Source organism: Bacillus sp. NP157 (assembly GCA_018889975.1).
In the GTDB taxonomy this organism is placed as follows: Bacteria; Pseudomonadota; Gammaproteobacteria; order Xanthomonadales; family Rhodanobacteraceae; genus Luteibacter.
This window is the reverse complement of record CP076546.1, coordinates 3,543,848-3,563,657: the sequence shown is the minus strand read 5'-3', so window position 1 is coordinate 3,563,657 and position 19,810 is coordinate 3,543,848. Positions and strand designations below refer to the sequence as shown.

The window sequence follows — 19,810 nt, the reverse complement described above, 5'->3', positions numbered from 1 at the left end:
TGTCAGGTCAAGCCTTTAGGAGAGCGCGGGCGCTGCCTCGATCGCCGCCTGGGCCAGCTGCCGCACCGTGACCGGGGCCCGATGGATCATCTTGCCGTTGACCTGGGCGCCCGCCGCCATCTCCAGCACCTGGTAGTGCACGTCGCCGTCGATCCGCGCCAGGGACGCCAGCTCAAGGCGTTCGGCCACGTCGATGTCGCCGGTGACGCCGCCATTGATCACGGCGTGCGGCACCTCGATGCGGCCGACTACGCGGCCGGTCTCGCTGATGGTGAGAACACCATCGCTGGACGGATCGGCGTGGATCGAGCCTTCGACGGTCCCGTCCAGATGGAGGGCGCCGGAGAAGTGCACGTCGCCGCGCAAGGTCACGCCGCGGGCGATCAGGCTGGTGGCGGCCGTGCCGACGGCGGGGCCCTGGTTCTTACGGTTGCTGCTGAACATCGCTGACCTCGTCGTTTCGGATGGCGTCGGTCCATGCGACCGTCGCGGTGGCGGCATCTCCGCCGTCGGCGCCGGCGCTGAAGCGCAGGCGGGTCGGTTTGAAGCCGGCGGGCACGATGAAGCTGCCCTGGATCTGCTGGAAGTATTTGAACGCGAACGGAAGGCCGCCATGGGTCGTGGCCTGGCCAAGGCCGGCGCCCTCGAGGGTCGCCACCTTGTTGCCCTGGATCCCTTCGACCGAGACGGTCAGCGAGCCCTTCACCAGGTCACCGCGGCGGGCGTTCTGGGTGAGGGTGACCACGAGGTTCCACGCGTTGGGCGACCCCGCCACGCTGGTAACCCGGGCTCCCTGGATCTTCAGCCCGTCACGCTGGCCGTTGCTACCAACGAGGCGTCCGTAAAACGCGAGGTCGGTGCGCAGGCCGCTGATTTCCTCATCCCGTTCGGCGAGGTTCTTTTTGAGTTCTTTCGCCGCCACGTCGGCGACCTGGCCGGCGCGCTGGAGATTCGCCACCTGCTGGCGAAGGTCTTCCGAGCCGTCCGCTTCGGCCGCCGTGCCCGCCACCGCGGGGGCCGCCTTCGCGGCGTGGCGAGGCGCGAAAGCCCAGCCCAGCAAGGCCGCGAGCAGGATGCTGGCCAACCAGCCGGCGCCGAGCAGCACCTTCTGGCGCCGCTCGCGGACTGCGTCGTGCGTGCGCACGACGAAGCGTGGCGGGTGGCGTGGCGCCATGGTCGGGTCCGTGCAGAAAGCGTGAAAGGGCGATGGTATAGCCCCTGCGGTTCAAAAGCGTCAAGGAACCGGGCCACGGAACGGAGAAGGCCGCCTTGCGGCGGCCTTCGGAGGGATCAGTGCTTGTCGAGCGATCCGACCTTGCTGAGCATGTAGCGCTCGGCGCCGATGTCCGAGATCAGGCTGAACTGGGTTTCCAGCCAGTCGATATGCTCTTCTTCCTGGCCGAGGATGAACTTGAACAGGTCGCGACTGACGAAGTCATGGATGCCTTCGCTATAGGCGATGGCTTCGCGCAGGTCCTTCGTGGCGATCATCTCGAGGTCGAGGTCGCCCTGCAGGGCTTCGACAACGTTTTCGCCGATGCGCAGCTTGCCCAGGTGCTGCAGGTTCGGCAGGCCATCGAGGAACAGGATCCGCTCGATGAGCTTGTCCGCGTGCTTCATCTCCTCGATCGATTCCTCGTACTCGTGCTTGGCCAGCTCGTTGTAACCCCAATCCTTGAACATCCTGTAATGCAGGAAGTACTGATTGATGGCGGCCAGCTCGTTGTAGAGGACCTTGTTGAGGAATTCGATGACTTTCGCGTCGCCCTTCATGTGGCGTCTCCCTGGGATTCAGGGCACGACTATACGTCGCTGCAAAGCGGCATGACGTAACGAGAATGAAGACGGTTTGCGTCTGCGCTAAGCCCGCCCGCCGGCGTGTGCCCAGCAAACCCCCGTCAAGCCGAAGCCGGCAAGAACGTAAGAATCGCCGGCCGCGAGGCATTCGCCGTCGCATCCACCGCTTCCCTCAGGCAAGCCCGCGCCTCGGGCTCGCAAGCGCCGCAGCAGTCCGAGCAGCCCGTGCGGGACTGCAGCTCGGCAAACGAGTCGACGCCCTCGGCCGCAAGGCGGCGGATGGCGTGGTCGGTGACGGCATTGCACATGCAGATGTACATGGGTGCGAATTCGAACGCGAATGCGAACGATTGTCAACAGCACAAATGTGAAAGTCGTTCAGGCTCAGCCCTGGCCTGCGGCCTCGCGGGCCAGGCGGAGCAGTTCAGCCTGTTGCGGGCAGGTGCCCACCTCGACCCGGCAGAGCGTTTCGACCATCGGCGCGAACTGGCGCAGGGCCCGCTCGTAGACCTGGCGCTTGAAGTTCACCACGTGGTTGGCCGGGTACCAGAAATCCACCCAGCGCCAGAGGTCGAACTCCGGCTTTTCACAGGCGTCGAGGCGAAGAGCGTCTTCGCCTCCGGTGAGTCGCAGCAGGAACCAGACCTGCTTCTGGCCGATGCAGGTGGGACGCTGGTGGTGGCGGACGAACCGGTTCGGCAGGCGATAGCGCAGCCAGCCGCGGGTTTCGGCCAGCACTTCCACGTGTTCCGCATGCAGGCCGGTTTCTTCCTCCAGCTCGCGGTACATCGCTTCCAGCGGGGTTTCATCGCTGCGCATGCCGCCCTGAGGGAACTGCCAGCCGTCACGATTCACCCGGCGCGCCCAGAACAGGCGGCCGTCGCCGTTGAGGAGGACAATCCCCACGTTTGGTCGATAGCCATCTGCGTCGATCATTCGCCCTCCGCGAACCTTTCGCGTTAGCCCGATTCAACCACAGCGCGAGAAGTCGCTACAAGGCGCCACTTGATCGCCAGCCCGGTGCCGTTTAAACTGCCCGGCCTTCGCGGCCAAGCCCGCGGAAGACCAGGTTCCATGGCTAGGTAGCTCAGCTGGTCAGAGCGCGGCACTCATAATGCTGAGGTCGGCGGTTCGAGCCCGCCTCTAGCCACCATCGAACGAAGAAAAAGCCGCTCCGGTCACGGGGCGGCTTTTTTCTTGTCCTATCCGCTGCCCCTGGGTGCTGCCGCCGGCGAGCCTTACGAGGCGACGCGAGACGGCTGAGCCAGGGCGATGTCGGGTGGCGTATCGAGCACCACGCGCGCCAGTTCGACGACGTTATGCACTCGCAGTTTGGCCATGAGGTTCGAGCGGTGCAGCTCTACTGTCTTCGGGCTGATCCGCAGCTCGCTGGCGATGATCTTGTTGAGCTTGCCAAGCATGATGCCGTCGAGGACCTGCGATTCGCGCGGGGTCAGGGTCACCCCCGGAGGCAGGCAGGTGGCGGGGCTGGGCGCAGTCGTTGCGACCGCTTCCTCGCCCAGGGGCATCAGGAAAACGGCCTGGAAGCTCACGGATGCCACGTCCAGGCTTTCCCGGGTCACCCGATAACGCCGGGTGCGGGCGTGCCGGTCCACGAAGAGGAATTCATCGGGCTGGTCGGTTTCCACCAGGTGGGCGGCAAGCCACGCGGGTCCGACCCGTCCGCGGCCTACGCCGAACTCACGCTGGAACGCGGCATTGACCATGACGGCCCGGCCGCCGTCGTCGCGCCAGACCACGCAGGGCCAGGGCAATGCAGAAAACACTCCCTCGGCCAGGACGCAGGGCTGCGGCTGGTCGATGGACTCACGGCCAAGGCACATGGATGCCTCCTTGAAGTGAACCAATACAGGATGTGGGCGGGCCCCCGTGCCCCGCCGGTGTAGTTACCACTGCAACCGTTGCGCGATGAAATGTCCATGAACCGCGGCCGCGGATACGGCAAAGCGTGACCCGCGTCGTGAAGGTTCCTTGCGCCCGGTCAGGTTCCGGCCCTCCGCTACACTAGGCGGCAGCCAACCCTTCAGACGATTCTCCATGCGCATCTTCAAACGTTTCAACATCGAGGCGGCCCACCGCCTGCCGAACGTGCCGGAGGGCCATAAGTGCTCGCGCCTGCACGGCCACTCCTTCCATGTCGAGCTCCACGTGGAGGGTCCGATCGACCCCGTATTCGGCTGGGTGATGGACTTTGGCGACCTGAAGGCGCGCTTCAAGCCGCTGTACGAGCGGCTCGACCATAACTACCTCAATGACATCCCCGGCCTCGAAAACCCCACGAGCGAGAACCTCGCGCGCTGGATTTTCGAGAACCTTCGGGCCGAAGTGCCCTTGCTGTGCAAGGTCGTGGTGCATGAGACCTGCACCTCGGGCGCCGAATACGTCGGTTGATCACCGCTTGCGGGCTTCGCCTGACTGACGCAGGCGCCTATTCGGCAAGACAAAACCTGTCTACGCAACAAATTGTGGTTGCTGCCCTGCAGCAGGCGGGACTACACTCCGGCACCTTCCCGTTTCCCCGACGGTTCCCGATGCCCCACGTAAACGCTTACGCCGATCTGACCCGGTTCGTCGAACAGGCGACCGCCGCGCAAGCCGTAGCCTGGCGTGGCATGGAGCGCGTCGCGGACCTGCACCTGCAGGCGCTAGAGGGCCATGCCCGCGCGGCGTCCGGCCTGATGGCCGACGCGATGCTCGTGCAGGATGCCGATGCCATGCGCGCGGTGCTCGCGCGTGGCGGCGAACTCCAGCGGGAAGGTGCCGAGCGGGCCGCAACGGCCGCGGGCGACATCGTGGGTGTGGCCGTGCAGACGGCTACATCGCTGGGTGCACTGGTGGGCCAGCCCGCCAGGGCCTGATCCATCGCCGCTCGACGCCAACGACGCGACGGATCGTCGCGCCGGCGGTCGGTTATGCACTTTCGTCGCTTGTCCGGTCCTTTGACCCACTGGTATACTTTTCCAGATTAAACCGTGGCCCGTTGAACCAGCTGGTGCCGCCTTCGAGCGAAACCACGGGAGCCTCGCGTTGCTCAATAGTCTTGCAGCCGGTCGTCACCTAGCTATGCGCGTGGTCTTCACGCAGCTGGCGGTGGCCGTGGTCGCGGGACTCGCTTTTTGCCTGCAGGGGCGTGCCGCTGGACTGGCCGCTTTCACGGGTGCCCTGATCGTCGCTCTCGCCACCGCGCTGCTTGCTGCGCGAGCGTTCAGCGCGCTGGGCGGGGCAGGGGCAACGTTCATGCGGTTCCTCGTGGGCATGATCCTTCGCTGGATCATCCTCATTGGTGGACTGCTGCTCATCCTGGTTCAGTGGAAGCTGCCACCCTTGCCGACATTGGTCGGCCTCGTGGCGGCTTACGTGGTTAACGTATTTGCATTCAGATTCAAGGGTTGAGGCATGGCTAGCGAACCGCAGGGCGGTCTGACCGAATACATCCAGCACCACCTGAACCACATGACGGTGAATTTCAGCGCCGATCATTTCTGGTTCTGGAACCTGCGTGCTGACTCGATCGTCATCGCCTTCGGCCTTGGCGTGATCTTCTGCCTGTGGTTCTGGCTGTTCGCCCGCAAGGCGACGTCGGGCGTGCCGTCGAAGGGCCAGGCGTTCGTCGAAATCATCATCGAGTTCGTCGACACCCAGGTGAAGGACACCTTCCACGGTGACCGCCGCACGGTGACGCCGCTGGCACTGTCGATCTTCATGTGGGTGTTCCTCATGAATGCGATGGATCTCCTGCCGGTCGACCTGTTCAGCTGGATCGTGACCCACGTTGCCGGTCCGGAAGCGGCCCACCACACCTTTGGTCGCCAGGTCCCCACCGCCGACATCAACACCACCGTCGGCCTGTCGGTCGCCGTGCTGTTCATCGTCATCGGCCACGGCATCAAGGCCAAGGGCGGCTTCGGCTTCGGCAAGGAACTGCTGACGGCCCCGTTCCACGCGGAGAGCCCGGTCGCCAAGGCGATCCTGGTGATCCCGAACCTTCTTCTCAACGTCGTCGAAACCCTGTCGAAGCCCGTGTCGCTCGCCATGCGACTGTTCGGCAACATGTACGGCGGCGAACTGGTGTTCATGCTGATTGCCGGTCTGATGGTGAGCTGGATCAGCTTCGTGCCTGGCGTCGTGTTCAACACGGCCTGGGCGATCTTCCACATCCTGATCATCGCCCTGCAGGCGTTCATCTTCATGATGCTGACGATCGTCTACATCGCCACGGCGCGGGAACACCACTAACTCACCGCACCGACGTTCCACCCTTTTTCGTTTCATCTTTTTTCAACCTTTAGCTATCCGTTATCCAGGAGAACACCATGGAACTCGCCTCGCTTCTCGCCCACGTGCAGGGCATGACCGCCATCGCCATCGGCGTCATCATCGGTCTTGGCGCGCTTGGCGCCTGCCTCGGTATCGCCCTGATGGGTTCGAAGTTCCTCGAGTCGGCCGCCCGCCAGCCGGAACTCGTCCCGCTGCTGCAGGGCCGCATGTTCCTGCTCGCCGGCCTGATCGACGCGGCGTTCATCATCGGCCTCGCCGTGGCGCTGCTCTTCGCGTTCTCGAACCCGCTGGTCAACGTCGTCCGCACTGCGGTCGGCGGCTAAGAAGCCGTTCGTTGGTCTTGTCGCCGTGACGGCCTACGTCACGGCGATTGTCAGTACACAAGCGTTCGGAGTCTTTCGGAGAGATCATGGAAATCAACATGACCTTCCTGGGCCAGATGATCTCTTTTGCGATCCTGGTCTGGTTCACCACCAAGTTCATCTGGCCCCAGCTCAACGGTGCCATCGAAGAGCGCCAGAAGAAGGTGGCAGAGGGTTTGGCCGCGGCTGAGCGTGCGCGCGCCGAGCTCAAGGACGCCGACGTCAAGGTCGCGGCCGAGATCAAGCAGGCTCGCCTGCAGTCGACCGAGATCATCGACAAGGCACAGGCCCAGGCCAACGCCATCATCGAGAAGGCTCGCGTCGAAGCTACCGACGAAATCAACCGTCTGAAGGCCCAGGCCCAGGAGGAGATCGCGTCGATGGCACAGCGTGCACGCGAACAGCTGCGTGAGCAGGTGGGTGCGCTCGCTATCCAGGGTGCAGAGAAGATCGTCCAGCGTGAAATCGATCCGGCGGCCCACAAGGCGCTGCTCGACCAGCTCGCTGCCGAGATCTGACCATGGCACAGGCGCTCACCCTCGCCCGACCGTACGCGCGCGCTGCCTTCGAGGTAGCGCACGCGTCCGGTGCGCTCGCCGACTGGTCGGCGGCGCTGAATTTCGCCGGTGCCGTGGCTGTCGACCCGCAGGTCGCCGGCCTCGGTTCCGACCCGCGCGTGCTGCCGAAGCAGCTCGTCGCGATCCATCTTCCGCAGGGCATGCCTGCCGATGCGCCGTTCGCACGCTTCCTCGAGGAGCTGGCGGAAAACGGCCGCATGGGCCTGCTTCCGGAAATCGCCACGCTCTACGACCAGTACAAGCTGGAGTCGGAGTCGACCCTGAAGGTCAAGGTCACGAGCGCGCTGGATCTCGACACCGCCCAGGCCGAAGTGCTGCGCGCTTCGCTGAAGCGCCGCTTCAAGCGCGAGATCGAACTGGAAACGCACGTCGACGCGGCGTTACTCGGTGGTGTCGTCATCGACACGGGCGAGCAGGTCATCGACGGTTCGGCGCGCGGCCGCCTGCAGCGGCTGGCCAGCGTGCTGACGCACTGATTACGAGCTTCTCATACCACCGGGTGCCGTGAGAGCGGCGCAACCCAAGGAACCGACCATGTCCAGCACCACTCTGAATCCGTCCGAGATCAGCGAGCTGATCAAGTCCCGCATCGAGCAGTTCAAGCTCGGTGCCGAGGCACGCAACGAAGGCACGATCATCAGCGTGTCCGACGGCATCGTGCGCATCCACGGCCTGGCCGACGTGATGCAGGGCGAAATGATCGAACTGCCGAACGACACCTATGCCCTCGCGCTGAACCTCGAGCGCGACTCGGTCGGCGCCGTGGTGCTCGGTGAATACCAGCACCTGCGCGAAGGCGACACCGCCAAGACCACCGGCCGCATCCTCGAAGTGCCGGTCGGCCCGGGCCTGCTCGGCCGCGTCGTGGACGCGCTGGGCAACCCGATCGACGGCAAGGGCCCGATCGACGCCGCCGGCACCTCGCCGATCGAAAAGGTCGCGCCGGGCGTGATCTGGCGCCAGTCGGTCGACCAGCCGATGCAGACGGGCTACAAGTCCATCGACTCGATGATCCCGATCGGCCGTGGCCAGCGCGAGCTGATCATCGGCGACCGCCAGACCGGCAAGACCGCCGTGGCGATCGACGCGATCATCAACCAGAAGCATTCCGGCATTAAGTGCATCTACGTGGCCATCGGCCAGAAGCGCAGCTCGATCGCGAACGTGGTGCGCAAGCTCGAAGAGAACGGCGCGCTGGCCAACACCATTGTCGTCGTGGCGTCGGCTTCCGAAGCGGCTGCCCTGCAGTACGTCGCGCCGTACTCCGGCTGCGCCATGGGCGAATACTTCCGTGACCGCGGCGAAGACGCGCTGATCGTGTACGACGACCTCTCCAAGCAGGCCGTCGCCTACCGCCAGATCTCGCTGCTGCTCAAGCGCCCGCCGGGTCGCGAAGCCTACCCGGGCGACGTGTTCTACCTGCACTCGCGCCTGCTCGAGCGTGCATCGCGCGTCAGCGCCGAGTACGTCGAAAAGATGACCAACGGCGAAGTGAAGGGCAAGACCGGTTCGCTGACCGCGCTGCCCATCATCGAAACCCAGGCGGGTGACGTTTCGGCCTTCGTCCCGACCAACGTGATTTCGATCACCGACGGCCAGATCTTCCTGGAAACCGACCTCTTCAACGCGGGCATCCGTCCGCCGGTGAACGCCGGTATCTCGGTGTCGCGCGTCGGTGGCGCCGCCCAGACCAAGATCATCAAGAAGCTGTCCGGTGGCGTGAAGCTCGCCCTCGCCCAGTACCGCGAGCTGGCTGCGTTCGCGCAGTTCGCTTCGGACCTCGACGCCGCTACCCGCGCCCAGCTGGACCGCGGCCAGCGCGTGACCGAGCTGATGAAGCAGCCGCAGTACACCCCGCTGTCGATCGCCGAACTCGGCCTGTCCGTGTTCGCCGCCGAGAAGGGCTACCTCGACGACCTGCCGATCAACAAGGTGCTGCCGTTCGAGAAGGGCCTGCACGCTTTCTTCCGCCAGAACAATGGCGAGCTGATGGCGAAGATCGACGAGACCGGCGACTGGGACAAGGACATCGAGGCCACCTTCAAGGCGGGCACCGACGAGTTCAAGAAGACCGGTAGCTGGTAAGAAGGATGGAGCGTTGAGAGTAGGGAGTTAAGAGTGGCGAGTAAGGGCGAGTGCGAAAGCGCCGCTCCTGCTTTTCCCCTGAACTCTCAACTCTTGACTCTTAACCGGAGGCGCTTGCGCCTCCCGCACCACTTAGACGAGTAAGCCATGGCTAGCGGCCGCGAAATCAAAACCAAGATCAAGAGCACGCAGAACATGCGCAAGGTGACGCGTGCGCTCGAAATGGTCTCGGCGTCGAAGATCCGCAAGGCGCAGGACCTGATGAAGGCGTCGCGTCCGTATGCGCGCCTGATGCGCAAGGTCATCGCCCACGTCGCCCAGGCCAGCACCGACTTCACGCATCCGTTCCTGACCGAGCGCGAGAACGTCGCGCGCGTCGGGTTCATCGTGGTGTCGACCGACCGCGGCCTCGCGGGCGGCCTGAACTCGAACCTGTTCCGTCGCACGCTGACCAGCATCCGCGAGTGGCAGGACAAGGGCGCGCAGATCGATGTCGTTGCCGTCGGCCAGAAGGCCGTGCAGTTCTTCCGCCGCATCAAGGGCGTGAACCTGATCGGCAGCGCGACGCACCTCGGTGAGAAGCCGAAGCTGGAAGACCTCGTCGGCGTCATCAAGGTCGTTCTCGACGCCTACGCCGACAACAAGCTCGACCGCGTTTTCCTGGTCTACAACAACTTCGTGAACACGATCGTGCAGAAGCCGACGATCGAAGCGTTGCTCCCGTTGACGCTGGTGGCGAAGGAACTGGAAAACGCCGAAGGCTCGACGGCCGAAGGCGTCAAGGTCGAGCAGACCCACGACTGGGACTACATCTACGAACCCGATGCGCGCACGGTGCTCGAGCACCTGATGACGCGTTACATCGAGTCGGTGGTGTACCAGTCCGCGCTGGAAAACCTGGCCAGCGAGCATGCCGCGCGCATGGTCGCCATGAAGGCCGCGTCGGACAACGCGAACAAGGTCATCGGCGAACTGACGCTGATCTACAACAAGGCTCGCCAGGCCGCGATCACCCAGGAAATCTCGGAGATCGTTGGCGGCGCCGCCGCCGTCTGACGACACAGCTACACGCGATGGCGACGCAGCATGCGGCGCCCGAACAGAACCTTACTTTAGATTCATCCGGAGCATTCCATGAGCCAGGGCAAAGTTGTTCAGATCATCGGCGCGGTCGTCGACGTCGAATTCCCGCGCGACCAGGTGCCAGAGATTTACGACGCACTGAAGATCGACGGCACCGAGATCACCCTCGAAGTGCAGCAGCAGCTCGGTGACGGCATCGTGCGCACCATCGCGCTCGGCTCGACCGACGGCCTGCGCCGCAACCTGATCGCCCGCAACACCGGCGAAGGCATCAAGGTGCCGGTCGGTTCGGCCACGCTCGGCCGCATCATGGACGTGCTCGGCAACCCGATCGACGAAGCCGGCCCGATCGGCGAGAAGGAACAGTGGGTCATCCACCGCGAAGCCCCGTCGTACGACGAGCAGGCTGCCGCGAACGAACTGCTGGAAACCGGCATCAAGGTCATCGACCTGATGTGCCCGTTCGCCAAGGGCGGCAAGGTCGGCCTGTTCGGCGGCGCCGGCGTCGGCAAGACGGTCAACATGATGGAGCTCATCAACAACATCGCCAAGGCGCACTCGGGTCTTTCCGTGTTCGCAGGCGTCGGTGAGCGCACCCGCGAAGGCAACGACTTCTATCACGAGATGAAGGACTCCAACGTCCTCGATAAGGTCGCGATGGTCTACGGCCAGATGAACGAGCCGCCGGGCAACCGCCTGCGCGTCGCGCTGACCGGCCTGACCATGGCCGAATACTTCCGCGACGAGAAGGACGAGTCGGGCAAGGGCAAGGACGTGCTGCTCTTCGTCGACAACATCTACCGCTACACGCTGGCCGGTACCGAAGTGTCCGCACTGCTCGGCCGCATGCCGTCGGCCGTGGGCTACCAGCCGACGCTGGCCGAGGAAATGGGCGTCCTGCAGGAACGCATCACCTCGACCAAGACCGGTTCGATCACCTCGATCCAGGCCGTGTACGTGCCCGCGGATGACCTTACCGATCCGTCGCCGGCCACCACCTTCGCGCATCTCGACGCCACCGTGACCCTGAGCCGCGACATCGCCTCGCTGGGTATCTACCCGGCCGTGGACCCGCTGGCTTCCAGCAGCCGCCAGCTCGACGCGTCGGTGATCGGCCAGGAACACTACGACATCGCCCGTCGCGTGCAGGGCACCCTGCAGCGCTACAAGGAGCTGAAGGACATCATCGCCATCCTCGGCATGGACGAGCTGTCCCCGGAAGACAAGGCTTCGGTGTCGCGCGCCCGCAAGATCGAGCGCTTCTTCTCGCAGCCGTTCCACGTCGCCGAAGTGTTCACCGGCTCGCCGGGCAAGTACGTCCCGCTGAAGGAAACCATCCGCGGCTTCAAGATGATCCTCGATGGCGACCTCGACCACCTGCCGGAGCAGGCGTTCTACATGGTCGGCAGCATCGACGAAGCCATCAAGAAGGGCGAGGACATGGGTGCGAAGAAGGCCGCCTAAGCCTTCAAGAGCGTAGCGGGTATCGAGTTGAGGGTTCAGGGTAAAAGCACGCAACAACGCTTCGCCCGGGCTCCAGCCCTCACTCGCTACTCTCAACCCTGAACTCTTAACGCTCCACTCTTAAAAGCAGACGGATCCCTCCCATGCCCCACACCATCCGCGTCGACATCGTCAGCGCCGAAGCCGAGATCTTCTCCGGCGAAGCCACGCTCGTGGTCGCCACCGGTGAGCTTGGCGAGCTGGGCATCGCGCCGCGTCATGCTCCGCTGATCACTCGCCTGAAGCCGGGCCATGTGGACGTCGTTGGCACCAACGGCGACCGCCAGCAGTTCTACGTCTCGGGCGGCATCCTCGAAGTGCAGCCGCAGGTCGTCACGATCCTCGCCGACACGGCCGCCCGCGCGGCCGACCTGGACGAGGCCGCGGCCCTGAAGGCGAAGGAAGAAGCCGAGGCCGCACTGGCCAACCGTGGCGAGCAGCTCGACGTGGCGGAGGCCCAGGCCAAGCTGGCCGAGGCCCTGGCCCAGCTGCAGGCGCTCGAGCGCATGCGCAAGACGCTGAAGCACTAAGCGACACCCGGCGCCCGCAGGGGCGCCTGTCGCGGGTTGGCCCTCGCGGGGCCAATCCCATGGAAACCCCGCCACCGGCGGGGTTTTTTGTGCCTTGTCTTCATCCTGCGAAGACTTCGCCAACGGCAGACTGCCGGTTATGCACGTACGTTACCGACGCAGTCTCTGGATCCTCCTCGCCCTCGTGGTCGTCCTGGTGGCGCTGCGCATCGCGTTGCCCTTCATCGTTCTCAACCAGCTCAATGCGCGGCTGGCGCACATGGGCAGCTACTCGGGCCATATCGAAGACATCGATGTCCACCTGTGGCGCAGCTCGTACTCGCTCGACAACCTGCGCATCACCAAGGTTGACGGCAAGGTGCCGGTGCCCCTGTTCGACGCGGCGCGCACCGACATCTCGCTGAGCTGGGGCGCGCTGAGCCGCGGCCACCTGCGTGGCAAGGTCGATTTCTACCAACCGGTGCTGAACTTCGTCGATGGCCGCGGCGAGGGCGATACGCAGACCGGCAAAGGCGTCGACTGGCGCGCACAGCTGCGCGCGATCGTGCCGACCCAGATCGATGAGCTGAACGTCATGAACGGCACGGTCACCTTCCACAACTTCGTGTCCAGCCCAAGGGTGGACCTGAAGATGACCGACGTGAACGGCACGGTGACCAACCTCACCAACGTGCAGCGCGTCGGCGGCTCGCGCGTGGCGCACATGCAGGCCACCGCGCATATCCTCGGCGATGCACCGCTGCAGACGAAGGCCGAGTTTGACCCGCTCGAGAAGGCCGGTGATTTCAGCTACGAGCTCACCGTGAAGAACATCCAACTGGTCCGTGCGAACGACCTCGTCCGTGCCTATTCCGGCCTGGATTTCGCCGGTGGCGAAGGCGACTTCGTGATGGAGTTGCAGGCCAAGGATCGCAAGCTCAACGGTTACGCCAAGCCGCTGTTCCATGGCTTGAAGATCTTCAGCTGGAAGCAGGACGTCGAGCAGGACAAGAAGGGTCCGCTGAAGCTGGCTTACGAGGCCGTCGCCGAAGGCGTGGCGAAGGTGTTCAAGAACCAGTCGAAGGACCAGTTCGCGACGCGCGTGCCCATCTCCGGCACGATCGACGACAAGAGCACCTCGATGGGCGAGGCGATCATCGGCATCCTGCGCAACGCGTTCGTGCAGGCCTACAAGCCCAATCTCGAGCACCTCGTGCCGCGGCCGGACGACGACAAGGCGGCTGGCAAGGACGGTTAGTCCAGAGGTCAGACTTGGCACGACGGCCCCAAACGCGCGACAGTGCGCCCCTGGTAATTCGGCAGGTAAGCCCATGTCCCACCCGTTGCACGTCCTGATCCTCGCCGCTGGCGAGGGCAAGCGGATGAAATCCGCCTCGGCCAAGGTCCTGATGCCGCTGGCCGGCCGCCCCCTGCTCACCCACGTGATCGATGCCGCGCGTGCCCTCGGGCCGGCCGGCGTGCACGTGGTCTACGGTCACAACGGCGACCAGGTCCGGCACGCCTTCGCCAGCGATGCGTCGCTGGGCTGGATCGAGCAGCGCGAGCGCCTCGGCACCGGCCACGCCGTGCGCACGGCACTCGAAGCGTTGCAGGCCAAGGGCCAGCTGGAGGGCCGCGTGCTCGTGCTGTACGGCGACGTGCCGCTTATCCGCAGCGAAACGCTGGCCGCCATGGTGGCTGGCGACGAAGGCCTGGCGATGCTCGCCACGCGCCTGGCCAACCCGGCCGGCTACGGCCGCGTCGTGCTCGACGCCAACGGCAAGGTTCGCCAGATCGTCGAGGAAAAGGACGCCAGCGCGGCACAACGCGCCATCGATATCGTCAACACCGGCATCGTCGCTGGCGACGCCGCGCGCCTGCTCGCCTGGACGCAACGGCTCGGCAACGACAACGCGCAGGGCGAGTACTACCTGACCGACGTCTTCGAGATGGCCGCGGCCGAAGGCACGCCGGCGGCATGCGTGGATTGCGACCCGGTCGAAGCCTCGGGCGCCAACGATCCGTGGCAGCTCGCTGGGCTTGAGGCCATGTACCGCGAGCGCATGGCGCGCGAGCTTGCCGTGGCGGGCGTCCGCCTTGCCGACCCGTCGCGCATCGACGTGCGCGGCAAGGTCATCGCCGGCCGCGACGTGGAGATCGACGTCAACGTGATCCTCGAAGGCGACGTGCAATTCGGCGACGACGTACGGATCGGGCCGTTCACCCGCATCCGCAACGCGAAGCTGGCCGCGGGCACGGTCGTGCTCGCCCATTGCGATCTCGACGGCGTGGTGACCCACGGTCCGTGCACCATCGGTCCGTTCGCTCGGCTACGCCCGGGCACCGACCTCGCCGAGGGCGTGCACATCGGCAACTTCGTGGAAACCAAGAACGCCGTGATCGCGGCGGGCTCCAAGGCCAATCACCTGAGCTATCTCGGCGACACCGTGATCGGCAGCAAGGTCAACATCGGCGCCGGCACCATCACCTGCAACTACGACGGCGTGAACAAGAGCCGCACCACCATCGAAGACGGCGTATTCGTCGGCTCGAACAGCTCGCTGGTGGCACCGGTAACGCTGGGCAAGGGCGCCACGATCGGCGCAGGCTCGGTGGTCACACGCGATGCCCCGGCCGACAAGCTCACGCTGGCTCGCGCCCGCCAGGCCACCCTCGAAGGCTGGCACCGCCCCACCAAATTGTAGGAGCGCGCCCGCGCGCGACCAACTCATGCGGCGCCGTCACACGACCGGCGCCCCCATCACCGATACCGCCACCCATCGATCTCCACCAGCAGCTCCTCCCGGCAGATATCCCCGTGCAGCATCAGCAACGGTGCCGCCGGCCAATGCGCTTCGGCAAACGCCCGCATGGCAGCCGCATCGTCCGGATGGCGCACGTAAGCCTTCAGCGACGCCTGCCCATCGAAGCCGGGCGGCAGCCCGCCGCTCGCCAGTAACGCATCCAGGTTGCGCCGCGTCTCGTCCAGCTGCGCCACCACGTCGCCTGCATGCGCAGAGGCATGCCCGACCACGGCAGCCGTCCCCGAGATCGCCAGGACGTCGTCCGCCGGAAGCAGCGTGCCGCGCGCGAAGCTCGGCGGCGTGCGGCCGTACTGGCGGGGATAGCGCCACGCACTGACCTGGCGCGGATTTTCCACCCGGGTGCCGGGCCGGTCGGTGGCCAGCAGGTAGACCTGCAGGAGGCCCTGCGACGCGTGGTGGCCGATCGCCGAGGCGGCCGGGAAGCCCTGCGCGAACGCATCGCCCATGCCGTCGATCCGGCCGGTGCAGAACTGTTTGTAGCGCTCGTCGTCGCCGGCACCCGCATTGATCGCGCCCAGGTAATTCCAGATGCGCTGGACGTGGCTTTCCGGCGAAGCGGCGACCAGTGCCGACAGGCGCCGGTAGGCATGCGCCGCGGCGGCTTCGGGCCCGCCGTGGTCGTCCTCGTGGCATTCGACGGCCGCATACAGCCAGCCGCCACCGCGCGACCAGCGCAGGTCGCCGTCCGCACCGTGCTCGACATCGGCGTCTACGGTCCAGGTTTCCACGCAGGCATCGCCCAGCGGTTCCAGCGCCACGCGCAGCCAGCGTGGGTCGTCCACGGCAACGGCACGCGCGCCGAAGCCGAACGCGGCCAGCGTACCCGGCGGCAGGCGATCGCCCGTGGCGTTGAGATAAACCACCTTCGGGGCGGGGCGGGCCGTGCGCGGCGACGGCTCGCGCATTTCACTGACTGGACGCATCGGAACTTCCGTGGAGACGCTGGGCCCAATCATATCGTGGGGGCGTCGGCGCAGCGTCGTGGCCGCGCCTTCACGTCGCTGAACGTAGGCTCGCAGGGCACTGAAAACACGTGTGTTACACTCCGCCGCCGCTGCCATTCCGGGGGGAGGCAGGCACTATCCGGGGACACGAAGGCACCATGGCAACGCAGACCGAAGCACAAAAAGAACTGGCAGAACTGATCGTCACCAGCCTGAACCTGGAGACGGTGAAGCCGGCCGAGATCGACCCGGAAGCCCCGCTGTTCGGCGGCGACCTGGGCCTGGATTCCATCGACGCGCTCGAGATCGCCCTTGCGGTGTCCAAGCGCTATGGCTTCCAGCTGAAGTCGGACAACCCCGACAACCGCACCATTTTCACCAGCCTGCGCACCCTGTCCGAGCACATCGAACAGCACCGCGCGGCCGCCTGATCTTTCGTTCAGGTCGCACTGACCCTTGCCGTGGTTTGCTTCCGGGCAAACCCGACATACGACGATGACCGAAACGACCGCCAGCCACGTCCATCGCTTCCGCTTCGCGGCGGATCACCCGAGCTTTGCCGGGCATTTCCCCGGTCGGCCGATCGTGGCGGGCGTGCTTATCCTCGAGCAGGCGGCACTGGCATTGCGCGCCTGGCGCGCGGCCGGGTTGCGCCAGGTGATCGACGCCAAGTTCGTCGCGCCGTTGCTGCCTGGACAGGACGCCAGCCTCGAACTTTCGGAGGCCGGTGAGCGTCGCTATCGACTGATCGTGCGTCGCGGCGACGACATCCTGCTGCGTGGCACCCTGGAGGGCAGCGCATGAGCCACTGGCAGCAACGGGAAGGCGGCGGCTTCTTCGCCATCTGGCTGATTCGCACCATCGGCCTCGGCCTCGGCCGCCGCGTGGCGCGCGTGCTGTTGTGGCCCATCGCCCTGTATTTCTTCCTGCGCCGTCCGGTCGAACGCGCCGTGTCGCGGCTCTACCTCGCCCGCGTGCTCGACCGCGCCGTGACCCAGCGCGATGTGTTCCACCATATCTACATGTTCGCGGCGACCTTGCTCGACCGCATGTTCTTCCTTGCCCGCGGCGAGCGCGATTTCCGAGTCGAAGTGGAAGGACTGCCCGCGCTCGATCGCTGGATCAACGTGCGCCAGGGCGTGCTCCTGCTCGGCTCGCACCAGGGCAGCTTCGAGGCCTTGCGTGCGCTCGGCCAGCGTCGCCCCGACGTGCCGCTGCGCGTGGTCCTCGATAAACAGAAGACCCCGGCACTGACGACCCTGCTTGAAGCACTGGCACCGGACGTCGGCGCGGCCGTGATCGACGCGTCGCGCGGTGGCGCGTCCGTCGCGCTGGCGATGGCCGAAGGTGCGGCGGATGGCGCGATGGTCGCCTTGCTCGCCGACCGTGGGCACCGGCTGGAGGCGGCGCGCAGCGTGCCCTTCATCGGCACGCCGGCTTCGTTCCCGGTTGGTCCCTGGCTGCTGGCCTCGGCGCTGAAGATCCCGGTCGTGCTGTGCTTCGGCATCTACCTGGGCGGCAATCGCTACAAGCTGATCTTCGAGGCGTTCTCCGACGGCATCGACATCCCACGCGGCCGCCGCGCGGAAGCGCTGGATGAAGTGATCGGCCACTACGCGGCGCGCATCGAGCATTACTGCCGCCTCTATCCCTTCAACTGGTTCAACTTCTACGACTTCTGGCAGGAGGCCGATGGCGTGCATGCCGCCGTGCCCGCCGAGCCGTTGCCCAGCCAGCATGTCGACGCATGAGCGGCCACGCATGATTCCCCGCGCCGACTTCATCGACCTCGTGCCGCACGCGGGCGACATGTGCCTGCTCGACAGCGTGGCTTCGTTCGACGACCAGACGATCCATGCGACCAGCAACGGCCACCGCGCGGCGGATCATCCCCTGCGCGGCGCGCACGGGTTGCATGCCGTGCACCTGGCCGAATACGGCGCACAGGCCACGGCCGTGCACGGCGCGCTGCGGGCGAAGGCCAACGGTGCCACCGAGCCTCGCCCAGGCATGCTGGTGAGCCTGCGTGGCCTGAAGCTGGCCGTGGATCGTATCGACGACCTCGATGGCCCGCTCGACGTCTTCGCTGAATGCCTGCTCGCCGACGACAGCGGCGCCCAGTACACCTTCCGGATCGAGCACGCCGGGCGCGAGATCGCCTCGGGGCGCGCCGCGGTCATCCACCCGGCGGCGCAACCCTAGCTTCGGCTTCGCGCGCTCAGGCGACGCGGGCGAACAGCCGCGTGCGCACGCCTTCCACGTCGACCAGGCCTTCCGCGCCCTCCAGCAGCGACGGCTGGTCGGCCGCCGCGCGCTCGACGATGCCGGCGGCGAGCAGGCGCATCATCTGCACGTTGTCGCGCAGGCGCGTGGCCAGCGTTTCGTCGTCCAGCGCGTCGTGCAGCGTCCGGTTCATGTCGGCGAACCAGGTCAGGTCACGCTGGTCGAGCATCATCTTGCGATTGCGCTTTTCCGATACGGCGTGCCAGCGCTGGAAGAATGCCTGCATCTGCGTATTCAGCTCGGCGCCCGCAAGCAGCTCCGGGCCCATCCGTGCGATGAACGGTGCATCGGCGAGGCGTTTCTGGAAAACTAGCTGGCACAACACGCCCCAGTAATACGCGTAATCCCAGATCACCTTGATCGGCAGGACTTCCGGATCGCCGAACAGGTTGTACTGCCCGCGGTACATGCGCAGCGTGCCGTCATAGAAGGAGAAGAACAGGCGCTCGAACAGTCGCGCGTGCGGTGCCAGGTGCTCGCCGCGACGGTCGATCCCGACCAGCTGGGTGATGTACGTATTGGTGATCGCGATGAAGTCGCTGCCCGGTGAATAGAACGGGTCGAGGAACGCTCCTGCCTCGCCGGTGAGTGCCCAGCGATCCGACGAGAACATCCGCGAGCAACCGTAGGAAAAGTGCCGGAAGAAGGCGAAGTCGAGCAGCTTGTCCTTGCGTGCCTCCACCTGGCGGGCGACCACCGGCTGGTGCTTCCACAGCCACTCGAGCGCGAGGTCGAAGCTCTTCATCGATTCGAGCGGATGCATGGTCGCGTCGGCGACGATGCCGACCGAGTGCGCACCCGACGACAACGGGATCAGCCAGACCCAATAACCCGGGCCTACCAGGTGGTTGGTCGAACGCCAGCGCTCCGGCGGGTGGCAGCGATCTTTCCACTCCGCGTCGTCACACCAGCCGTCGATGGCGAGGCGCTCGTCGATGCGGAACCACACGGCGTTCGCGTGGTGGCCGTTGTCACGGGTAAGGTCGAGCTTGCGGCGCACCAGCCCGGCACGGCCACTGGCGTCGAGCAACCAGCGCGACTGCAACTCGCCGTCGCTGCCGTCGTGGCTGAAGCGCACGCGATGGGGATCGTCGCCGCTGCCGATGTCGAAGCCACGCACGGTGGCGCCTTCGCGGAAATCGATGCCGCGCCGGCGCGCCTCGTCGCCGAGGAAGTTTTCGAGGATTCCGCGATCGATCTGGTAACTCGGTGTCGGCAGCACGGCACTGACACCGAGTTCGGTGACGTCGGCCAGGTCGTCGCGGCCATCGGAGAAGAAGAAGCGGAAACCGAACTTGCGGATCTGCTCGGCTTCCAGGTGGTCACGCAAGCCAAGCGTATCGGCGAGATAGTGCGCGGCGATCTCCACCGTCGACTCGCCGACCTTGAAGGCGGCTTCCGGCAGCGGGCGCGCCTGCCGTTCGAGCACCACGATGTCCATGTCGGGGTATTCCCCCTTCAACTGCATGGCCAGGGTCAGGCCGGCAAGGCCCCCGCCGAGGATCACCGCGTCATGCATCGTGTGCTTCGTCCCTTCCATCC

At 65.6% G+C, this 19,810-nt stretch carries 25 protein-coding genes and 1 tRNA gene; 18 read left to right on the top strand and 8 right to left on the bottom strand.

Annotated features, from left to right (window positions below; genetic code table 11):
- Window positions 1-15: 15 nt before the first annotated feature.
- The 5 genes from KPL74_16370 to KPL74_16350 all read right to left on the bottom strand — a co-directional run bounded on the left by KPL74_16370 (window position 16) and on the right by KPL74_16350 (window position 2,733).
- On the bottom strand, window positions 16-444 hold the full coding sequence (locus tag KPL74_16370; protein ID QWT19310.1) for a polymer-forming cytoskeletal protein: 429 nt from the start codon (window positions 442-444) through the stop codon (window positions 16-18).
- Window positions 425-1,174, bottom strand: coding sequence for a hypothetical protein (locus tag KPL74_16365; protein QWT19309.1), 750 nt, complete (start codon window positions 1,172-1,174; stop codon window positions 425-427). Before KPL74_16365 ends, KPL74_16370 begins: the two co-directional genes overlap by 20 nt.
- 116 nt (window positions 1,175-1,290) lie before the next feature.
- Entirely contained in the window at window positions 1,291-1,773 is a 483-nt protein-coding gene (gene bfr, locus KPL74_16360) for a bacterioferritin (protein QWT19308.1), read from the bottom strand.
- A gap of 125 nt (window positions 1,774-1,898) precedes the next feature.
- Window positions 1,899-2,117, bottom strand: coding sequence for a (2Fe-2S)-binding protein (locus KPL74_16355; GenBank protein ID QWT19307.1), 219 nt, complete (start codon window positions 2,115-2,117; stop codon window positions 1,899-1,901).
- Between the two features lie 64 nt (window positions 2,118-2,181).
- Window positions 2,182-2,733 (bottom strand): RNA pyrophosphohydrolase, encoded by a 552-nt coding sequence (locus KPL74_16350; GenBank protein QWT19306.1) that lies wholly within the window; start codon window positions 2,731-2,733, stop codon window positions 2,182-2,184.
- Window positions 2,734-2,873: 140 nt separating this feature from the next.
- Between KPL74_16350 and KPL74_16345 the strand changes: the two genes are divergently transcribed.
- Window positions 2,874-2,950 (top strand) — tRNA-Met (locus KPL74_16345).
- 85 nt (window positions 2,951-3,035) lie between these two features.
- On the opposite strand, the gene KPL74_16340 is transcribed toward KPL74_16345, so the two are convergent.
- A complete protein-coding gene (locus KPL74_16340) occupies window positions 3,036-3,641 on the bottom strand; it encodes a LuxR family transcriptional regulator (protein ID QWT19305.1) in 606 nt (201 codons plus the stop codon).
- Window positions 3,642-3,855: 214 nt separating this feature from the next.
- Here KPL74_16340 and queD point away from each other — a divergent pair, with 214 nt between their 5' ends.
- The 13 genes from queD (at window position 3,856) to glmU (ending at window position 14,921) form a co-directional block, all read left to right on the top strand.
- The gene (gene queD / locus KPL74_16335) at window positions 3,856-4,209 is read left to right on the top strand and encodes a 6-carboxytetrahydropterin synthase QueD (protein ID QWT19304.1); all 354 of its coding nucleotides are present in this window, start codon (window positions 3,856-3,858) and stop codon (window positions 4,207-4,209) included.
- A 140-nt stretch (window positions 4,210-4,349) separates the two neighbouring features.
- Window positions 4,350-4,676 (top strand): phasin family protein, encoded by a 327-nt coding sequence (locus KPL74_16330; GenBank protein QWT19303.1) that lies wholly within the window; start codon window positions 4,350-4,352, stop codon window positions 4,674-4,676.
- A 205-nt stretch (window positions 4,677-4,881) separates the two neighbouring features.
- Window positions 4,882-5,211: an ATP synthase subunit I gene (locus tag KPL74_16325; protein ID QWT19302.1), complete on the top strand. Its 330-nt coding sequence runs from the start codon at window positions 4,882-4,884 to the stop codon at window positions 5,209-5,211.
- Window positions 5,212-5,214: 3 nt separating this feature from the next.
- Window positions 5,215-6,054: a F0F1 ATP synthase subunit A gene (atpB, locus tag KPL74_16320; GenBank protein QWT19301.1), complete on the top strand. Its 840-nt coding sequence runs from the start codon at window positions 5,215-5,217 to the stop codon at window positions 6,052-6,054.
- 77 nt (window positions 6,055-6,131) lie between these two features.
- Window positions 6,132-6,419 carry a F0F1 ATP synthase subunit C gene (gene atpE, locus KPL74_16315; GenBank protein ID QWT19300.1) on the top strand — a complete coding sequence of 96 codons (288 nt, stop codon included), beginning with the start codon at window positions 6,132-6,134 and terminating at the stop codon, window positions 6,417-6,419.
- Window positions 6,420-6,505: 86 nt separating this feature from the next.
- Window positions 6,506-6,976 carry a F0F1 ATP synthase subunit B gene (locus KPL74_16310; GenBank protein QWT19299.1) on the top strand — a complete coding sequence of 157 codons (471 nt, stop codon included), beginning with the start codon at window positions 6,506-6,508 and terminating at the stop codon, window positions 6,974-6,976.
- A 2-nt stretch (window positions 6,977-6,978) separates the two neighbouring features.
- A complete protein-coding gene (locus KPL74_16305) occupies window positions 6,979-7,512 on the top strand; it encodes a F0F1 ATP synthase subunit delta (GenBank protein QWT19298.1) in 534 nt (177 codons plus the stop codon).
- Between the two features lie 58 nt (window positions 7,513-7,570).
- Entirely contained in the window at window positions 7,571-9,121 is a 1,551-nt protein-coding gene (atpA, locus tag KPL74_16300; protein ID QWT19297.1) for a F0F1 ATP synthase subunit alpha, read from the top strand.
- Between the two features lie 147 nt (window positions 9,122-9,268).
- The gene (atpG, locus tag KPL74_16295; protein ID QWT19296.1) at window positions 9,269-10,177 is read left to right on the top strand and encodes a F0F1 ATP synthase subunit gamma; all 909 of its coding nucleotides are present in this window, start codon (window positions 9,269-9,271) and stop codon (window positions 10,175-10,177) included.
- Between the two features lie 78 nt (window positions 10,178-10,255).
- Window positions 10,256-11,668: a F0F1 ATP synthase subunit beta gene (gene atpD / locus KPL74_16290; GenBank protein QWT19295.1), complete on the top strand. Its 1,413-nt coding sequence runs from the start codon at window positions 10,256-10,258 to the stop codon at window positions 11,666-11,668.
- 143 nt (window positions 11,669-11,811) lie between these two features.
- A complete protein-coding gene (locus KPL74_16285) occupies window positions 11,812-12,237 on the top strand; it encodes a F0F1 ATP synthase subunit epsilon (GenBank protein ID QWT19294.1) in 426 nt (141 codons plus the stop codon).
- Window positions 12,238-12,376: 139 nt separating this feature from the next.
- Complete coding sequence (locus tag KPL74_16280) at window positions 12,377-13,474, top strand: DUF748 domain-containing protein (GenBank protein ID QWT19293.1); 1,098 nt, start codon at window positions 12,377-12,379, stop codon at window positions 13,472-13,474.
- Between the two features lie 73 nt (window positions 13,475-13,547).
- Window positions 13,548-14,921, top strand: a complete 1,374-nt coding sequence (gene glmU, locus KPL74_16275; protein QWT19292.1) for a bifunctional UDP-N-acetylglucosamine diphosphorylase/glucosamine-1-phosphate N-acetyltransferase GlmU — start codon at window positions 13,548-13,550, stop codon at window positions 14,919-14,921.
- 56 nt (window positions 14,922-14,977) lie between these two features.
- Here the strand turns inward: glmU and KPL74_16270 are convergent, their stop codons facing one another.
- Window positions 14,978-15,964 carry a hypothetical protein gene (locus KPL74_16270; protein ID QWT19291.1) on the bottom strand — a complete coding sequence of 329 codons (987 nt, stop codon included), beginning with the start codon at window positions 15,962-15,964 and terminating at the stop codon, window positions 14,978-14,980.
- A 179-nt stretch (window positions 15,965-16,143) separates the two neighbouring features.
- On the opposite strand from KPL74_16270, the gene KPL74_16265 reads away from it, so the two are divergent.
- The 4 genes from KPL74_16265 (at window position 16,144) to KPL74_16250 (ending at window position 18,187) form a co-directional block, all read left to right on the top strand.
- Complete coding sequence (locus KPL74_16265; protein ID QWT19290.1) at window positions 16,144-16,416, top strand: acyl carrier protein; 273 nt, start codon at window positions 16,144-16,146, stop codon at window positions 16,414-16,416.
- A 64-nt stretch (window positions 16,417-16,480) separates the two neighbouring features.
- A complete protein-coding gene (locus KPL74_16260) occupies window positions 16,481-16,789 on the top strand; it encodes a hypothetical protein (GenBank protein ID QWT19289.1) in 309 nt (102 codons plus the stop codon).
- A complete protein-coding gene (locus tag KPL74_16255; protein QWT19288.1) occupies window positions 16,786-17,736 on the top strand; it encodes a hypothetical protein in 951 nt (316 codons plus the stop codon). Before KPL74_16260 ends, KPL74_16255 begins: the two co-directional genes overlap by 4 nt.
- A 10-nt stretch (window positions 17,737-17,746) precedes the next feature.
- Window positions 17,747-18,187, top strand: coding sequence for a hypothetical protein (locus KPL74_16250; GenBank protein QWT19287.1), 441 nt, complete (start codon window positions 17,747-17,749; stop codon window positions 18,185-18,187).
- 16 nt (window positions 18,188-18,203) lie between these two features.
- Here KPL74_16250 and KPL74_16245 read toward each other — a convergent pair whose 3' ends face one another.
- Window positions 18,204-19,808, bottom strand: a complete 1,605-nt coding sequence (locus KPL74_16245) for a tryptophan 7-halogenase (GenBank protein QWT19286.1) — start codon at window positions 19,806-19,808, stop codon at window positions 18,204-18,206.
- Window positions 19,809-19,810 lie beyond the last annotated feature (2 nt).

What these genes read in the sequence shown, in the direction of transcription:
- KPL74_16250 (QWT19287.1), top strand. Translation starts at nt 17,747, where the DNA reads ATGATTCCCCGCGCCGACTTCATCGACCTCGTGCCGCACGCGGGCGAC.
- KPL74_16305 (QWT19298.1), top strand. Translation starts at nt 6,979, where the DNA reads ATGGCACAGGCGCTCACCCTCGCCCGACCGTACGCGCGCGCTGCCTTC.
- KPL74_16285 (QWT19294.1), top strand. Translation starts at nt 11,812, where the DNA reads ATGCCCCACACCATCCGCGTCGACATCGTCAGCGCCGAAGCCGAGATC.
- KPL74_16350 (QWT19306.1), bottom strand. Translation starts at nt 2,733, where the DNA reads ATGATCGACGCAGATGGCTATCGACCAAACGTGGGGATTGTCCTCCTC.
- KPL74_16340 (QWT19305.1), bottom strand. Translation starts at nt 3,641, where the DNA reads ATGTGCCTTGGCCGTGAGTCCATCGACCAGCCGCAGCCCTGCGTCCTG.
- queD (QWT19304.1), top strand. Translation starts at nt 3,856, where the DNA reads ATGCGCATCTTCAAACGTTTCAACATCGAGGCGGCCCACCGCCTGCCG.
- atpA (QWT19297.1), top strand. Translation starts at nt 7,571, where the DNA reads ATGTCCAGCACCACTCTGAATCCGTCCGAGATCAGCGAGCTGATCAAG.
- KPL74_16370 (QWT19310.1), bottom strand. Translation starts at nt 444, where the DNA reads ATGTTCAGCAGCAACCGTAAGAACCAGGGCCCCGCCGTCGGCACGGCC.
- atpG (QWT19296.1), top strand. Translation starts at nt 9,269, where the DNA reads ATGGCTAGCGGCCGCGAAATCAAAACCAAGATCAAGAGCACGCAGAAC.
- KPL74_16365 (QWT19309.1), bottom strand. Translation starts at nt 1,174, where the DNA reads ATGGCGCCACGCCACCCGCCACGCTTCGTCGTGCGCACGCACGACGCA.
- bfr (QWT19308.1), bottom strand. Translation starts at nt 1,773, where the DNA reads ATGAAGGGCGACGCGAAAGTCATCGAATTCCTCAACAAGGTCCTCTAC.
- atpD (QWT19295.1), top strand. Translation starts at nt 10,256, where the DNA reads ATGAGCCAGGGCAAAGTTGTTCAGATCATCGGCGCGGTCGTCGACGTC.
- glmU (QWT19292.1), top strand. Translation starts at nt 13,548, where the DNA reads ATGTCCCACCCGTTGCACGTCCTGATCCTCGCCGCTGGCGAGGGCAAG.
- KPL74_16310 (QWT19299.1), top strand. Translation starts at nt 6,506, where the DNA reads ATGGAAATCAACATGACCTTCCTGGGCCAGATGATCTCTTTTGCGATC.
- KPL74_16260 (QWT19289.1), top strand. Translation starts at nt 16,481, where the DNA reads ATGACCGAAACGACCGCCAGCCACGTCCATCGCTTCCGCTTCGCGGCG.
- KPL74_16330 (QWT19303.1), top strand. Translation starts at nt 4,350, where the DNA reads ATGCCCCACGTAAACGCTTACGCCGATCTGACCCGGTTCGTCGAACAG.
- KPL74_16280 (QWT19293.1), top strand. Translation starts at nt 12,377, where the DNA reads ATGCACGTACGTTACCGACGCAGTCTCTGGATCCTCCTCGCCCTCGTG.
- KPL74_16270 (QWT19291.1), bottom strand. Translation starts at nt 15,964, where the DNA reads ATGCGTCCAGTCAGTGAAATGCGCGAGCCGTCGCCGCGCACGGCCCGC.
- KPL74_16265 (QWT19290.1), top strand. Translation starts at nt 16,144, where the DNA reads ATGGCAACGCAGACCGAAGCACAAAAAGAACTGGCAGAACTGATCGTC.
- KPL74_16325 (QWT19302.1), top strand. Translation starts at nt 4,882, where the DNA reads ATGCGCGTGGTCTTCACGCAGCTGGCGGTGGCCGTGGTCGCGGGACTC.
- atpE (QWT19300.1), top strand. Translation starts at nt 6,132, where the DNA reads ATGGAACTCGCCTCGCTTCTCGCCCACGTGCAGGGCATGACCGCCATC.
- KPL74_16245 (QWT19286.1), bottom strand. Translation starts at nt 19,808, where the DNA reads ATGGAAGGGACGAAGCACACGATGCATGACGCGGTGATCCTCGGCGGG.
- KPL74_16255 (QWT19288.1), top strand. Translation starts at nt 16,786, where the DNA reads ATGAGCCACTGGCAGCAACGGGAAGGCGGCGGCTTCTTCGCCATCTGG.
- KPL74_16355 (QWT19307.1), bottom strand. Translation starts at nt 2,117, where the DNA reads ATGTACATCTGCATGTGCAATGCCGTCACCGACCACGCCATCCGCCGC.
- atpB (QWT19301.1), top strand. Translation starts at nt 5,215, where the DNA reads ATGGCTAGCGAACCGCAGGGCGGTCTGACCGAATACATCCAGCACCAC.